Origin of the sequence: Exiguobacterium sp. AB2, assembly GCF_000696055.1 — a bacterium.
Lineage (GTDB): Bacteria > Bacillota > Bacilli > Exiguobacteriales > Exiguobacteriaceae > Exiguobacterium > Exiguobacterium alkaliphilum.
The window spans coordinates 57,445-72,797 of sequence record NZ_JNAA01000018.1; the positions used below are offsets into that span (position 1 = coordinate 57,445).

The 15,353-nt window shown below is 54.2% G+C and carries 14 protein-coding genes; 2 read left to right on the top strand and 12 right to left on the bottom strand.

What is annotated here, in order from left to right:
* The first annotated feature begins 79 nt into the window (after positions 1-79).
* Complete coding sequence (locus DI14_RS02510) at positions 80-829, top strand: GDSL-type esterase/lipase family protein (protein WP_034804789.1); 750 nt, start codon at positions 80-82, stop codon at positions 827-829.
* Between the two features lie 20 nt (positions 830-849).
* Here DI14_RS02510 and DI14_RS02515 read toward each other — a convergent pair whose 3' ends face one another.
* A complete protein-coding gene (locus DI14_RS02515; RefSeq protein WP_034804792.1) occupies positions 850-1,527 on the bottom strand; it encodes a hypothetical protein in 678 nt (225 codons plus the stop codon).
* On the bottom strand, positions 1,527-2,639 hold the full coding sequence (locus tag DI14_RS02520) for a mandelate racemase/muconate lactonizing enzyme family protein (protein WP_034804795.1): 1,113 nt from the start codon (positions 2,637-2,639) through the stop codon (positions 1,527-1,529). The genes DI14_RS02515 and DI14_RS02520 overlap by 1 nt, the downstream gene beginning before the upstream one ends.
* A 78-nt stretch (positions 2,640-2,717) precedes the next feature.
* Here DI14_RS02520 and DI14_RS14970 point away from each other — a divergent pair, with 78 nt between their 5' ends.
* Positions 2,718-3,902, top strand: a complete 1,185-nt coding sequence (locus tag DI14_RS14970) for a hypothetical protein (RefSeq protein WP_051622510.1) — start codon at positions 2,718-2,720, stop codon at positions 3,900-3,902.
* A gap of 27 nt (positions 3,903-3,929) precedes the next feature.
* Here the strand turns inward: DI14_RS14970 and nhaC are convergent, their stop codons facing one another.
* From nhaC to mutL, 10 genes are all read right to left on the bottom strand, one after another.
* A complete protein-coding gene (nhaC, locus tag DI14_RS02530) occupies positions 3,930-5,330 on the bottom strand; it encodes a Na+/H+ antiporter NhaC (protein ID WP_369792688.1) in 1,401 nt (466 codons plus the stop codon).
* Between the two features lie 146 nt (positions 5,331-5,476).
* A complete protein-coding gene (locus DI14_RS02535) occupies positions 5,477-6,574 on the bottom strand; it encodes an amidohydrolase (RefSeq protein ID WP_034804802.1) in 1,098 nt (365 codons plus the stop codon).
* Between the two features lie 21 nt (positions 6,575-6,595).
* Positions 6,596-6,940 carry a DoxX family membrane protein gene (locus DI14_RS02540; protein ID WP_081852651.1) on the bottom strand — a complete coding sequence of 115 codons (345 nt, stop codon included), beginning with the start codon at positions 6,938-6,940 and terminating at the stop codon, positions 6,596-6,598.
* Between the two features lie 56 nt (positions 6,941-6,996).
* Positions 6,997-8,250 carry a S1C family serine protease gene (locus tag DI14_RS02545; RefSeq protein WP_034804808.1) on the bottom strand — a complete coding sequence of 418 codons (1,254 nt, stop codon included), beginning with the start codon at positions 8,248-8,250 and terminating at the stop codon, positions 6,997-6,999.
* Positions 8,251-8,358: 108 nt separating this feature from the next.
* A complete protein-coding gene (locus DI14_RS02550) occupies positions 8,359-9,177 on the bottom strand; it encodes a fumarylacetoacetate hydrolase family protein (protein ID WP_034804811.1) in 819 nt (272 codons plus the stop codon).
* Between the two features lie 53 nt (positions 9,178-9,230).
* A complete protein-coding gene (gene nrdG, locus DI14_RS02555) occupies positions 9,231-9,686 on the bottom strand; it encodes an anaerobic ribonucleoside-triphosphate reductase activating protein (RefSeq protein WP_034804814.1) in 456 nt (151 codons plus the stop codon).
* Positions 9,664-11,514, bottom strand: coding sequence for an anaerobic ribonucleoside triphosphate reductase (locus DI14_RS02560; protein WP_081825805.1), 1,851 nt, complete (start codon positions 11,512-11,514; stop codon positions 9,664-9,666). Before DI14_RS02560 ends, nrdG begins: the two co-directional genes overlap by 23 nt.
* A gap of 186 nt (positions 11,515-11,700) precedes the next feature.
* Positions 11,701-12,534, bottom strand: coding sequence for a formate/nitrite transporter family protein (locus DI14_RS02565; protein ID WP_034804956.1), 834 nt, complete (start codon positions 12,532-12,534; stop codon positions 11,701-11,703).
* Between the two features lie 208 nt (positions 12,535-12,742).
* The gene (locus DI14_RS02570; protein WP_034804819.1) at positions 12,743-13,387 is read right to left on the bottom strand and encodes a 50S ribosomal protein L25/general stress protein Ctc; all 645 of its coding nucleotides are present in this window, start codon (positions 13,385-13,387) and stop codon (positions 12,743-12,745) included.
* Between the two features lie 158 nt (positions 13,388-13,545).
* A complete protein-coding gene (gene mutL, locus DI14_RS02575; protein ID WP_034804823.1) occupies positions 13,546-15,351 on the bottom strand; it encodes a DNA mismatch repair endonuclease MutL in 1,806 nt (601 codons plus the stop codon).
* Positions 15,352-15,353 lie beyond the last annotated feature (2 nt).

The window sequence follows — 15,353 nt, forward strand, 5'->3', positions numbered from 1 at the left end:
TCTGTCCTATTCGAACATTCACATAGGGCACGTTCACGTTTTTTTGATATGATGAGAACAACGAAAGTGAGGTCATCAGATGAAAAACCGAAAGTGGTACGCGTTTTTAATCGGCTCGATTTTTCTAACAGGAACGGCTCTATACGGCCTATGGATCGGTTATCAAGATATCGTTCATCCGCCAGAACGGACGCTCTCGGTCAACGAGGATGCCCGCCCTGCACCAGAAGGTGACGTGTTCGTCGCCCTCGGTGACTCGCTCACACGCGGTGTCGGCTCGACGTCGGGCGCCGGATACGTGCAACCCGTCAGCCGGGCATTACAAGAAGACGGGATCCGGTCACAGAACCTAGCCGTCTCGGGAGCTCGCACCGAGGACTTACTCGCTCAGCTCGAGCAGCCCGAAGTACGACGGACAATCGAGAACGCTCGATACATCACGTTGACGATCGGTGGAAACGACTTGTTCAACCGCGGCGAGAACGTCGATAATTTCGACTCGGTCGACATCACCCAAGTCGTTGCCGATGCGAAGACGAACTTGAATACGATTTTCACCGAAATCCGCAACCTGAACGATTCCGCTCAAATCATTTACATCGCGCTATACAATCCGTTCCAAGACAATGAGAACGGGGAAGCGTTCAATCAACTCATCCTCGATTGGAATGCGTCGGCCGCACAGTTCGCGAACGCGCAACGCATCGACGTCATTGACCCGTTCGCCTACGTTTCCGACGTGTCACGGGACCTTGCGACCGATCAATTCCATCCGAGCGACCGGACGTATGAGAAGTTCGCGGACGATGTCTTGTTCCTACTCGATTGAAACAAGCCTGATCATGACGATCAGGCTTGTTTTTCGTAGTCGATATACCATGTCCCATCTATTTCACGCATACCCGTCCCATACCAGCCGTCCTGTAACAGTCGCACTTGTCGCGCCGTGTCAGCCATCTCGACGGACGTGACGAGTCCATCCCCATGCCAACCGGTGTGTAGCTCTCTCATGAAGATGTAGCGCCATTTCCCCCCATATTTCGGCTTCAGCGCGCCAATCCGAAGTCCAAGGGCGAACTTATCTTTCAAGCTCGGAATATTGAACGGGGCGACCGTCGCACAGACGAGGTCGAATCGGACGTCTTGGCTAAACGCCTCCATCAAGAGGTGGCCGAGATGTTGTTGCAGGCGATAACCCCGAAACGACGGATGGACGTTCGTCACTTCCTGATAGATGATGCGCTCGAGCGAGTGTTCCGGGTACCCGATGTCCCGGCCGAGATGCTCTGCATCGATTGGCGGGATGAGGAGCGCGCGAAACGCGATTAAATCTTCGTCCCGATATGCCCCGATGATGGTTCGGTCTGCCAATAGTTTTTGAAACTCGCCAGTCGTGAGCGCTTGATAGTGAGCGGACTCGGTCAATTCGTCAATGACCGCTCGTTGGACGGACTCGATGGCGGGCAAATCCTGTTCCGTCAAATGGCGAACGTATAACGTGAGACCGTTCCAAACCCCAGACCACATCAGCCCGTCACCTCATACCGCGCCGTCGCCAACTGCTCGAGGACGGCCTCATCGACTTCGATCCCGAGTCCGGGCTGTTCGTTCAAGCGGATGAACGGCAAATCGTACTGCAAGTTCCCGACATCTTGTGCGAACCGGAGCGGGCCCGTCAATTCGACGGAACGTACGATTTTACTTGAGAAGGCGACATGGAAGCCCGCACTCGAGGCGATGGACGACTCGACCATCGACCCGATTTGACACTCGATTCCTGACATTTCCGCGATATGGACGAGCTTTTTCGCCGGATAGATCCCACCGCACTTCATCAGTTTGATGTTCACTTTGTGTGCCGCCTGCATGAGCGTCAACCGGCGCATCTCAGGCATGCCGCGCACTCCTTCATCAATCATGATCGGGACGACACTCTTCGCTTTCACTTCGGCCATCCCCTCGAAATCGTCGGCCCGAACCGGCTGTTCGATCCAGTCGAGCGCATACGGGATGAGCTGCTGCATCGCCTGTAGCGTCTTCCCGGCATTCTCCCAGCCTTGGTTCACGTCGACGCGAATCGGGACGTCCGGTCCGACCGCGCGTCGGACCGCGGCGACGCGCGCGACGTCAGAGGCGACGTCGACCCCGACTTTCATCTTGATGGACGTGTAACCGGCATCGAGTTGCTGCTTCGCTTCCTCGGCCATCGCATCTGGGTCACCGATACTGAGGACATGCGTCACGGGGAAGGCGTCATGATAACGCCCACCGATCAAGTCGTATACCGGAAGACCAAGCTTCTTCCCGACGAGGTCGTGGCACGCGATGTCGAGTGCCGCTTTCGCGGCGGGCACGTCCCGGATGGACCGGTCCATCACATCGTGAATCCGTTCCATATGCATCGGGTTCTCCCCAATCAACTGTGGTCCGAGCAAGCGATGGATGATTGAAATCGTGCTCTCTAGCGACTCACCGGTAACATGCTCATCGGCGACCGCTTCGCCGTATCCGACATGACCGCAAGCACTCGTCAATTTGACGATGACGGACGGCATATCCTCATAGCGGTGATAGCTGACGACGAATGGGACTTTTAGTGGGAAACGGACGGCAAACACTTCAATCTTCTCAATTTTCATACATAAGCTCCTTTACTTCTGTCGTATCGTTAGTTATATTGTCGTTAAATAGTCGTTAAATTGCAAGGAGGAGTTTTCATGGCCATCCATCTCGCGCTCGTCGGGTCCGACACGTTCGTCTCGACCGTCATGCGCGCCGTCTCGTTCGATGACGTCCGGTTCAGTCCGTTCATCTATCACCATCCGAAAGAAGCGGCCACCATCGCACAACAGCTCGGATCGTTCGACGCCGTCTTCTTCTCCGGTTCGTTCCCGTATGCATACGCCCTTCCCTATTTGAAGGAAACACTCGCGCATCACGTCGTTCAAGACGAGACGGTGCTTTTGACGACACTTTTACATGCGAGCGTTACGCAGCACGTCCCGCTCGATCGCTTGACGATGGATGTGAACGATCCGGAACGATTGGCGTCAATCTTCGCCTCTTTACCGGACATGGCTCGACCGAACGTCATGAAAATCGATCCCGACGTCTCCTTTACGGACGTGTTCACGTTTCATGCGTCGAAGCAACCTCATGACGCCTCGCTTGCCGTGACGAGCATCGAGCGCGTCCATCACGAGTTGCTTGATGCCGGATATAACAGCCAGCTCATGATCGAACCGATACGTACGATTGTCGTTCACGTTGAAAAGCTGATGGAGCGGGTCCGGCACGCCCAGGCCGATGCGGCCCAATTCGCCGTCGTGCTCTATGCCTCCACGACACCTGGGCTTCAAACCTACCTTGCCGCGTTGCCACATCACGGGCATGTCGAGGTCCATTCCGACACGACCTCTCTGCTCACCACAAAAGGTGTGATTGAACGGGCGTTACAAATCGAGACACTCGCCCCTTCCGATGAGGAGACAAAAATCGGAATCGGGTATGGGCCTGACTATCAGACGGCCCATGATCACGCGACAATCGCCATCTCAGCCTCGACGCATCATCCGATCCGAATCATCGACGTGTCGAAAAAGTTGTCGTTCCCCGGAACAGACGAAACAATCGCGTACCGCGTGACAGAAGACCGGGCGTTCGACTTGATGAAACGACTCGGAATCAGTCCGGCGAACGTGAGTAAACTTATCGGCTTCGCCAAACAGACACATGAGTTTACCGCCAAAGAGATGACCGCTTACCTTCACGTGTCGCGCCGGACGACGGAACGGCTCATCAAAAAGCTGTTTGATGCCGGCTACGTCGAGGTGATTGGCGAAGAGATGAGTTATGCGCAAGGAAGGCCTCGTTCCGTTTATAAATTCAAGCTACCAACGTAAAGGACGCGTCAGACGACGCGTCCTTGTTTATTGCGCTTGTCGCTGATCATCCGGTGGGACAGTCTGTAACACATGGAGCTTCGCGATTGTGAAGCCAGTAAACGCATAGATGACCGAGATGACTGGGACGATGAAGTTCAACACAGCGTATGGCGCGTACTCGAACGCCCCGACGCCGAGCGTTCCGAGGATGAACACGCCACATGTGTTCCATGGGATAAAGACGGACGTGAGCGTCCCCCCGTCCTCGAGCGCACGCGACAAGTTCTTCGATTGAAGCCCCATCTTCTCATAAGCACCGGCGAACATGCGAGCCGGTACGACAATCGATATGTATTGCTCGGAACATGTGGCATTCGTCGCGAACCCTGCCAAAATCGTCGACGCAATCATCGAACCGGCCGTCTTCGCAAGCTTCACGATTTGATTCATAATCGACTGGAGCATACCCGAATATTCCAAGATTCCGCCGAACGTCATCGCGACAATCGTCATCGACACGGTATACATCATCGCGTCTAACCCGCCTCGACTGAACAAGTTGTCGACGAGTTCGTTCCCCGTTTTGATGACGTACCCGCTCTGCAACGCCCCGACACTGTCCGCGAGCGTCCCGCCTTGAATGACATATTGAGCGAGAAACCCGAGCGCGATCCCGACGACGAGGGCCGGAATCGCCGGCACTTTTTTCGCAACGAGTACAATGACCGCGAGCGGGATCAACAAGAGCCATGGTGAAATGAAGAAGCTGTCTTGCAAGATCGCGAGCGTCTGAGTGATGTCTGATGAATCGGTCCCCGACTCGCTAAACCGTCTGCCGAGCCAAAAGTAGACACCGAGCGCGATGAACAGGCCCGGAACCGTCGTATAGAGCATATGACGGATGTGTTCGAACAAGTTTGTATGCGTCAAGCCGGCAGCCAAGTTCGTCGTATCCGACAGCGGTGACATTTTATCCCCGAAATAGGCACCGGAAATGACCGCCCCCGCGACCATCGCTGCCGGAATCCCCATGCTGAGTCCAATCCCCATGCCAGCGACACCAATCGTCCCCATCGTCGACCATGAGCTTCCAATCGATAATGCGACGACCGCACAAATCAAACAGATCGTGACGAGAAAATAAGCCGGCGAGATAATCGTCAAGCCGTAATAAATCATCGTCGCGACGATGCCACCCCCAATCCATGCCCCAATCGTCAAACCGACGAGAATGATGATGACGACCGCCGGCAAGGCGAGCCGGATCCCTTTGTACATCATCTCTTCAATCTCTTTCCACTTAAAGCCATGCTTGTAGGCGACCATCGATGCCACCGCCGTCCCGATGATGAGCGGGATGTGTGGTCCTTGCTCGAGCAATACAATCGCCACGAGCATGACCCCGATCATGACAAGTAGCGGCAAGAGCGCCCATCCGAGTTTCATTTCTTGCTTGTTCCCCTGTTCCATCCAATTCCCTCCCCGTTAGCGAATAATTCAGAATTGTCGTTATATTGTCGCTAATAGGATTATGATAACGCTTACATTAGGCGTTGGCAATAACAAAAAGACGAAAGCGATTCGCTTCCGTCTCATTTTTCCGTGGCAGCCCGGCGCAACGTATCCGCCAACAAGACTGCCCCTTCCTGTAGAACCGACCGATCGAACGTCATGTGCGGATGATGCAACCCCGGCGTCAAGTTGGCGCCGATGCCAATCATCGTTGCGTCGAGTTCCGGTTTTTTCACCGTATAAAAATGAAAATCATCACTACCGGACGTCACGATCCGTTCGACGAGTGCCTCTTTTCCGTACCGACTCGTGATCGCATCCGTCGCATGCCGGCTCGAGCGTTTGCCGACGACGGCTCCAGGTGTGAAGTCTTGCCACTCCCACTCGAGCGTCACCCCGTGAAGCGATTCAATCTGATGCAGCATTGTCTCGACCCGGTCACGCAAGGCGAGCAATTCCTCGTTCGATTGGGCCCGTACGTCAATCGAGAACGTGGCGTTCCCAGGGATGATGTTCACGTTGTCGCTGCCGGCCTGCACCCCGGTCAACTTCACAGAATGAGGTTCGAACGGCGACAGATAGATGTTTTTCAACTGTTGATGAATCGTGAACATGACGTCGAGCGCGTTTTGTCCTTGGTGCGGACGTGCCCCGTGCGCGTCGTCGCCGATGACCTTGCCTCTTAAAAAGACGGCGGCCCCGTGTTGAATCGTCGCCGCGAACTGACCGAGCGCGAGCTCCTCGATTGGACGCAGATGGATCCCGTATAGTTCCGTCACATCGATCAAGGCGCCTTTCTCAATCATCGCGAGCGACCCGTTGCCTTGCTCTTCTGCCGGTTGGAAGATAAAGCGGATCCGTTTTTGTAACGGCTCATCTTTCAAAAGATCGAGCGCGCCGAGCACCATGCTCATGTTCGCGTCGTGACCACACGAATGGTTTGCCTGAAACGTCCCATCGACTTGTTGCCATAACGCATCGATATCGGCCCGGACGGCGATGACGTCTTCGCCGTCCCCAATCTCTGCCAACACGCCCGTGACGTCATCGAACGTGTCGTGCGATACGCCGAGCGAGGTCAAGATCGTTGCAATCGTCTTCGTCGTCTCGACTTCTTTCCAGCTCACTTCCGGATGCGTGTGAAAGTGGTCGAACCACGTCAATACGTTCGTAGCCATGACTTTCCCCCTCCGTATGTACTAAATTTTTTTAATTCCTTTAATGAGCACCCATTGCAGCGGTAAACGGAGCCACGTTACCCAGTTCGGGATCGTCTTTCCGCCGATTCGCGACGGTTTCAGCGCCATGTTGATGTTCGCCGGGAAGACGGCGAGCAAGAAGGCCGGTCCCGTCCGCTTGACGAACCGTGTGCCCCGATTCAGCAGCAGCAACGTCCCGTACACAATCTCAATCACGCCGCTCACTTGGACCATGAACCGTTTGAACGGCCAAGCCTTCGGGATGATGGACATGAAGGCACGCTCGTTGACGAAATGCATGACGCCGGCGCCTAAAAATAATATGCCATAGAAGATACGAAGCAAATGAATCTCTCCTTTTTTCTAAGCATATCAAAAAAGGCGGGCAAGATGCCCACCTTTTAGAGTGCTGAACCGTTCGCATTTTGAATCTCGACGTCCACCGCCTCGGTCTGACCGTCACGAATGTACTCGATCGACACCGTCCCGTCCGCATCGCGAACGAGTTCGCTCCGGAGGTCGATGAACGACGAGACGTCCTGGTCGTTGATTTTGACGATGACGTCACGGGCTTGAAGTCCGGCTCGTGCTGCTGAACTGTTCGCCTGCACATCGATGATAATCGTACCGTTCGTCACCGATTCCGGTAAGTTGATCTGTTCGGTCAAGTATCCAGGCGGAAACTCCGACACGTCGCGGAGCGAGACCCCGAGCGACGGATGGTTCACCTCGCCCGTCTGCTCGATTTGGTTGATGAGCGGCAAGGCGATATCGATTGGAATCGAGAAGCCGACTCCTTCCACGGCATCTGTCGCGATTTTCATCGAGTTGATGCCAATCAATTGACCCGCCTCATTGATGAGGGCGCCGCCTGAGTTACCAGGGTTGATGGCCGCATCGGTCTGAATGACCTCGGCGTGGAAATCGGCTTGTCCGTTCTCATCCGTGTCGACCGGTACAAGTCGGGACGTCGACGAGACGACACCACGCGTCACCGAGTTTTCGAACTGACCGAGTGGGTTGCCGATGGCGATGACGGTCTGTCCTGGCTTCAACTCGCCGGACTTACCGATATTGATGACGGCCGGCACGTCGGCCGCATCGACTTTCAAGACGGCCAAGTCATACGTCGCATCGCTGCCCATGAGCGTCGCATCCGCCGTCTTCCCATCGTTAAACGTGACCGTCAACCGGTCAGCCCCGTTGACGACGTGATGGTTCGTGACGATATATGCAGCGTCGCCTTCTTTTTTATAGATGACCCCAGAGCCGACACCGGCCTCGACCGACTGGCTTGAGAAACCTTGCGTCGCGAAATTGTTCACGGTCACGACGGCCGGTTGCGCGGCAGCGACGGCATCCGTCACCGACGTGTCCCCGACGTTCGAGGACGTCTGAAGCGGTGTCCCTTCCGAGGTGACGGCCGTATCGTTCACGTTCGACACCGGTTGGTCGAGAAACGGGAACGCGACCGCCCCGGTCACGAGCGCCCCGATGACCCCTCCGACAAATCCCGGGAACATCCGTCCGAGGAAGGACGGTCTCGCCGGCCGTTCCACTCGCGGTGGTTCGGGCGAACGTGTCGATGACCCGATTTCCGTGTCGAGCCATTCGTCGCGTCGTTTATCTTCAGGTGTGTGATCATTTCGTTCCATGTTGATTCATCTCCTCAATGATGTTTCCTCTGATTATAACCGGAACCAATCCGCTCATCAAGAATTGACGGAGCGTTTACAAGATTCTTCAAAATTTGCGTCAATGTGTTAGACGATGATATTTCGTAGCGAACCAATCCCCGTGATGGATACCTCGACCGTGTCGCCTGTCTGTAAATAGACAGGTGGCTTCATCCCATGGCCGACACCAGCAGGCGTTCCGGTCGCGATGATGTCCCCGGCTTCGAGCGTCATTCCTTTTGACAGCGTCCGAATCAATTCTTCAATCGGCCGAATCATGTCGGCGGTCGTGCCGGCTTGTCGAAGTTCCCCGTTCACGGTCGTCTCGATCGTGAGCGGGAATGAGAGCTCGTCCGGTGTGACGACGTAAGGGCCAATCGGACAGAACGTATCAAACGACTTGCCGCGGAAGAATTGGACGTGTTGTTTTTGCACGTCTCGCGCCGTAATGTCGTTTAAGACCGTGTAGCCGAAGATGTGTTCCTCGACGTGTTCGATATCGCGGCCCGACTTGCCGATAATGACGGCAAGCTCCCCTTCATAATCGAGCTGGTCGGTCAGCTCCGGATGTCGTTCGACGACTGCGTCTGGACCGACGACCGATGTCGGCGCCTTCGTGAAGATGACGAGCTTCCCGGCCCCTGCCGTGTCCATCTCTTTCACGTGTTCTTCGTAATTCTTTCCGATACAGATGACGTTTTTGAGCGGACGGTACGGTGCGAGCAGTTTGACCGATTCGAGCGGATAGCGCGGTGCGACGTCTAGGTCGACGTCTGGCTCGAACTCACGGGCGATGACTTCTAACAATGCGTTCGTATGTAATTGATTACTGACGTCATACACGTTCGTCCCTTCGACGATTCCAATCGCTACTTCCCCGTCACGTTCATATGTACACCATTTCATATAAATTCCCCCTTTTTTATGAGTATACAAAAAATCGAGGCGATTCGCCCCGATCACACTTTGTTCAAAAAAATGATGCGCTGATTGCGCGAACCCCGGAATCGGAGCGACCTGTCTTTCATTGACTCGACAAACCGCCCGTCGACGAGCACATCGGCTTGATTAAGGACGTCTGTCACATGTTCGTCGCTCAACTGTTCGAGATACTCAAGCGTGTAGCCCGTATACACCCAGACGTTCTTCCCGATCCGCTTGCATCCCCGGACGAGCGCTGCCAGTTCTCTCGGTTGGAGAAACGGCTCGCCCCCGGAGACCGTGACCCCATCCCATCCGGAATGTTGTATCTGGGCCAGAAGCGTCTCGACCGACATGTTTTCCCCGCCGTTCGGATTCCATGATTCCGGATTGTGGCAACCCGGACAGCGATGTGGACAACCCGCTGTAAAGACGACGGTACGGATTCCCGGTCCGTCAACGACCGACTCTTCAACTACGGATAGGACGCGCATCGTGCTTCACCCTCGCTTTTTCTTCTTCTCGTTTCGCCGAGTTCCATCGGTCCATCGTCCCGACCAAATATCCGGTGATGCGTCGGATTCGCTCAATCTGTTCGGTCTCCCCACACGTCGGGCACGACGCGTCGATGATGCCTTCAAGCCCGCAACTCGCGCACCGATCGACTGGATGATTGATGGAGCCGTAGCCGATGTCATGTTCGCGCATCAAGCGGACAATCGCTTCGACGGCTTCTGGATTATGGGCAAGAGAGCCGTCGACCTCAACGTACGTGATATGACCCGCGTCGCAAAGCGCATGGTAAGGCGCTTCGATTCGAATCTTATCCCGAATTGTGACCGACTGATAGACCGGTACGTGAAAGGAATTCGTATAAAAGGCGCGGTCGGTCACCCCTTCGACCATCCCGAACGCCTGCTGGTCTCTCAGGACGAACTTTCCGGACAGCCCTTCCGCCGGGGTCGCGAGGAGCGAGAAGTTTAAATCGTACCGATTCGCCGCCTCTTTCACCCGTTCAGCCATATGGGTCACGATATCGAGCCCGAGTCGCTCGGCTTCTCTTGACTCCGCATGTGTCGACCCGATTAAAACCCGCAGCGTCTCGGCCAGACCGATAAACCCGACCGAGAGCGTACCTTGCTTCAACACGTCACGGACCTCGTCATCCGGGCCGAGCTTCTCGCCGCCTCGCCAAACATGTTGCCCGTAGAGGAAACGAAACTCATCGGCACGGCGCTTGCATTGATACTCGAACCGATCGCGCAACTGTTCAATCGCGATGTCGACGTATTGATCGAGCACGGCATAGAACGTTTTTAAGTCGGTTGAGACGAGTGCCATCTTCACTAAGTTCAGCGTCGAGAACGACAAGTTTCCCCGACCGATCGACGTCTCGGCGCCGTGTCGATTGCCCATCACTCGCGTCCGACAGCCCATATAGGCGACTTCTGACGCCGGCGTACCGTCATCATATCGGGCGTTGAACGGTGCGTCGATGAACGAAAAGTTCGGAAACAGCCGTTTTCCCGTCACTTGACAGGCGAGTTTGAACAGGTCGACGTTCGGGTCGCCCTCATGAAAGTTGACCCCTTCTTTTACTTTGAAGATTTGAATCGGAAAGATTGGCGTCTCCCCGTTACCGAGCCCTTGCTCCGTCGCCCGTAACAGTTGACGGATGAACACCCGCCCCCACGGTGATGTATCCGTCCCGTAATTGATCGATACGAACGGAACTTGACCGCCACCACGTGAATGCATCGAGTTGGCGTTGTGGATGAACGCCTCGCACGCTTGATAGGTCGCTGTAATCGTCTCATCTTTCGCAATCCTGTGCTTCTGTTCACTCGATAACTCGACCGGAAGTTTCTCGAGTCGCTCAAGATGACGCACATACGTCTTCTCTACGTACGGCGCCAAATCGACGTCAAACATCGGGAACGCCTGTCCGCCGTGTTGCATGTTCTGGTTCGCCTGAAGGATAATCGACGCGAGCGCCATCGCCGACCGAATGTCTTTCGGGGGCCGAATCGTCCCATGCCCGGTGTGGAAACCGTTCGAGAGCAAGTCCCCGAGCGGGATTTGACAACACGTCGTCGAGCCCGTCACGTAATAGTCTGCATCGTGAATGTATAAAAAATTATCGGCGACCGCACGTCGCGAGCGTTCGGACAACAAGTACGTCGTCGCGAGTTCTTTTGACACTTCCGAGGACAAGCGAGCCAGCTTCCCGAGCGGCGACTTGCCGTCCACGTTCGCGTTTTCTTGGACCAAATCCTGGTCAGGGAGGACACAGACATCTTCATACAATCGAATTAAATTCACCCTGCAACACCTCACTATATATTGAATCCATTCGCTGTAAACAGCGAACCAATCATCTATATATAGATTATGTCACGTTTGCAGGCATTTATGCGGGACGACTTTGTGACATCTTTATAGGGCAAACATGACAAAAAACAGCCGAACCCTAGGCAGGGACTCGACTGTTACGATTCGTGATATAAGTCATACTTCTTTAGCAGGTTTGACGATCGTTAACTCGACTTCTTCTGACTCTTGGGCTTCCCGCAATCCTTTCGCGTTCAACCACGTATAGATGGCCCCCATGAACAAGGCACCTCCGATGATGTTTCCGAACGTCGCCGGAACCAAGTTGTGAATCGCCCCGGCGAAACTAATTGTCTCTGGGTGCGGGACGACGAGCGTGAGCGCGAACAAGACGAAGTTCGCGATGACATGATCGAATCCTGAAGCGAAGAAGACCGCGACTAGGAAGATCATCGAGAAGATTTGCGCAAATTCATTTTTCATTTGTTTCGGCAAGAAAATCGCGAGGCAAACCATCCAGTTGCAGAAGATGGCACGGAAGAAAATCTCGACCGTCGTATGGTGCATCTTGCTCTCGACGACGGCGAACAACCAGTTGTTCATCCCAAGTTCTTGAATGATTCCGGTCGGGGCGAGCAATAAGGCGAATAAAATTCCGCCGACTGCATTCCCAACAAAGCACAATAACCAGACGAGCATCGTATCACTGAGCGTCGTATATCCGCGCAACGTCGACGTCGTGAAGTACATCGTATTCCCCGTGAACAGCTCAGCTCCCCCATAAATGATCATGACGAGTGCAATCCCGAACGAAAAGCCGCCAATGAGCGTCGTGAACGGCGAATCAAGCAGATACATGCCGTTGACGACTTTTAGTGTGAAGATGGCGGCGAACCCGATAAAGATCCCGGCGAGCATCGCCCGTAAAAAGTATTCCATTGGCCGATAATGAATCATGTGCGATGACGCCTGAGCTTTCTTCCGTAATGATTCAAGTGCATGGATTTCCATTGATGCCATGTCACAAACCCTTCTTTCTGTTTGAATGAACCTTTATAATAAGAACGAACATGTGAAATCATTAACAATATAAGCCCAAATCCAATAAATTGCAATCGACCTTGGACCATGTTGACACATTTTTCACATCGTAATCGTTTACATATGTCGGATTTGTGACGAAAAAAACGACCCTTCGCAAAGGGTCGTTCGATCGAGCTTATTCTTTGTCTTCAGACTTCTCTTCAGACTCTTCCGAAGATGCTTCAATTTCACCTTCTTGCGTAGTGTCTGTGTCTGCTTCAAGCTCTTCAAGTGATACCGGCTCATTGACCGATGCGATTTGAAGTTCGCCATCCGAGACAACCTCGTAGTCTTTGTTTTCTGGAATGTCCGCTACCGTCACCGAGTCACCGATGCCAAGTTCAGATACATCGAGTTCGATGCGCTGTGGGATGTTGGCAGGTGTGGCCGATACCGTGACTTTATAGAGCGTTTGTGCCAAGAAGCCGCCTTCTTTGACACCTTTCGCGTCGCCAACGAGCGTGACGTCCGCTTCGACTTCTGTTGCTTCGTCCATCTTCACGGCCATGAACTCGACGTGCTTATACTCGTTTGTGAACGGGTCAACTTCCGTCCCGTGAACGAGCGTGTTCACTTTCTTGCCGTCGATGTTGAGTTCGATCAAGGCGTTATCACCATGCTCACGAAGGATTTTACGAAGTGCCATCTCTTCAAACGCGACTGGTGTGCTCTCGACTTTATAGCCGTACACGACACCTAACACTTTGCCTTCTTTACGTAAGTTTGCACGGACCGAACGTGGTCGTAATTCTCGTTTCGTTACATTAAGCTTGTCTGCCATAATCTTTTCCCCCTACTGGTTGATCATGTCTACATCTTGAGGGTGAGGCAGTGAAAGAGCCACCTCTCAACCTCGATGCGTTGAGCGACATGTGTATAATGTTCCCACGTCACGCATCGGGTAAACGTTACAGACCGTTAAAAAAGATTACAACGTTGTCACATGACACGCTTGAACAGTTTCTCAAGTTCGTACGTACTCCATTTGACAAGGATTGGGCGACCGTGCGGACACGTGTAAGGCGACGCTGTCTCCGACAAGTCGTGAATCAGTTGGCGCATCATCTCGACGTTCAACGGATGGTTCGCTTTGATCGAACGTTTGCATGCCATCAAAATGGACGCCTCCTCGCGATATTTGGCAAGGTCAATCGAACGATCGCGAATCGCCATCTCGACTAAATCCCGAACCGTTCCTTCAAGGTCGTGTTGCGGATACCACGTCGGAATCTCTCGGACGAGGAACGTGTTCCCTCCGAACGGCTCGAGTTGAATCCCGGCCTCTTCTAAGAGCGGCAGCACTTCTTCGATGGCGAGCGCTTCTTGCTGGGTGAATTCGAGCGTGAGCGGTAACAGGAGTAGCTGGTACTCTTTCTCCGGGTTCCCGAGTTGTTCATAGAACAGTTCATACTTGATCCGTTCTTGCGCGGCGTGCTGGTCGATGACGTACATGCCGTCCTCGCCGCCACAGACGATATAACTCGCGTGTAATTGCCCGATGATGTCGAGCTCGGGGAGCCGCTCCGTCTTCTGTTTCATCGGGGTGGCCTCCGAATCAGGCTCGTGCCTCGGCGAGACTTCCTTGTTCAAAGGCGTTGGCGCCCACTGGCTCGGCGACGTGATCGGTTCGCGTGGTATCGGGTAGTTCCATGCCGGCTCTTCTTTCACTTCAGGCGAGCGCTCGACGGTAAAGTCGAGTCGCGCTTGTTCCGTCTGGGCGCGTTCCACTTTCGGTTTCGGTTGGACCGTCGGGATGAGGCGTTGCTCACGAAGCGTCAGTTGGACCGTGTCTCGAATCAATTGACATAACTCTTTTTCTTTTGAGAGCCGGACTTCGCGCTTCGTCGGGTGAACGTTGACATCGATCAACATCGGGTCCATGTTCACTTCGAGCACAGCGATGGGGTAACGGCCGATCGGGAGTAGCGTGTGATAGCCTTCGAGGACGCTTTGGGTGAGGGCGAAGTTTTTGATGCTGCGTCCGTTCAAGATGAGCGTCACGTATTGTTTATTCGAACGGGTCACTTCCGGACGGACGAGATACGCGCTCAAACTATAGTCGTTCGTCTTGCTCGACGCCGTCACGATTTGAGAGGCGACTTGGCGTCCATAGATGGCGAGCATCACTTGTTTAAGGTCACCGTTTCCGTTCGTCCGCAACAACTCCTTGTCTTCATGATAGGCTGCAAGACGAACCTCTGGATGAGACAGGGCGATACGATTCAACGTATCCGTGATGCTCGCGAGTTCGGTCGCCGATGTCTTCAAATATTTCAACCGGGCCGGCGTATTGTAAAACAGCTGGCTGACCGTGATCTCCGTTCCGACGTTCGTCGCAGCAGGCTTCGTCTCGGTCAAGACCCCTCCCTCGAGCGTCATCTCAAATCCGACCTCTTCAGCGCGGCGTGACTTGAGCGTGACGTGGCTAACCGAGGCGATCGACGCGAGGGCCTCGCCTCGGAAACCGAGCGTTCGGATGCGGAACAAGTCATGCTCGTCGCGAATCTTGCTCGTCGCGTGACGGAGAAAAGCGCGCGGTGCGTCATCTTCATAAAATCCGTGTCCGTTATCCCGGACTTTGATGAGCCGAATCCCGGCCTCGACGAGCTCGACCTCAATCTTCGTCGCGCCGGCGTCAATCGCATTCTCAACGAGTTCTTTGACGACCGAGGCGGGTCGCTCGACGACCTCACCCGCCGCGATTCGGTTGGCTAACTGTTCAGGGAGTTCTTGAATGATTCCCATCG

Coding starts and splice junctions, on each gene's coding strand:
- DI14_RS02565 (WP_034804956.1), bottom strand. CDS start 12,534: ATGGAAATCCATGCACTTGAATCATTACGGAAGAAAGCTCAGGCGTCA.
- DI14_RS02545 (WP_034804808.1), bottom strand. CDS start 8,250: ATGGAACGAAATGATCACACACCTGAAGATAAACGACGCGACGAATGG.
- DI14_RS02570 (WP_034804819.1), bottom strand. CDS start 13,387: ATGGCAGACAAGCTTAATGTAACGAAACGAGAATTACGACCACGTTCG.
- DI14_RS02520 (WP_034804795.1), bottom strand. CDS start 2,639: ATGAAAATTGAGAAGATTGAAGTGTTTGCCGTCCGTTTCCCACTAAAA.
- mutL (WP_034804823.1), bottom strand. CDS start 15,351: ATGGGAATCATTCAAGAACTCCCTGAACAGTTAGCCAACCGAATCGCG.
- DI14_RS14970 (WP_051622510.1), top strand. CDS start 2,718: ATGGCCATCCATCTCGCGCTCGTCGGGTCCGACACGTTCGTCTCGACC.
- nrdG (WP_034804814.1), bottom strand. CDS start 9,686: ATGCGCGTCCTATCCGTAGTTGAAGAGTCGGTCGTTGACGGACCGGGA.
- nhaC (WP_369792688.1), bottom strand. CDS start 5,330: ATGAAACTCGGATGGGCGCTCTTGCCGCTACTTGTCATGATCGGGGTC.
- DI14_RS02535 (WP_034804802.1), bottom strand. CDS start 6,574: ATGGCTACGAACGTATTGACGTGGTTCGACCACTTTCACACGCATCCG.
- DI14_RS02510 (WP_034804789.1), top strand. CDS start 80: ATGAAAAACCGAAAGTGGTACGCGTTTTTAATCGGCTCGATTTTTCTA.
- DI14_RS02515 (WP_034804792.1), bottom strand. CDS start 1,527: ATGTGGTCTGGGGTTTGGAACGGTCTCACGTTATACGTTCGCCATTTG.
- DI14_RS02550 (WP_034804811.1), bottom strand. CDS start 9,177: ATGAAATGGTGTACATATGAACGTGACGGGGAAGTAGCGATTGGAATC.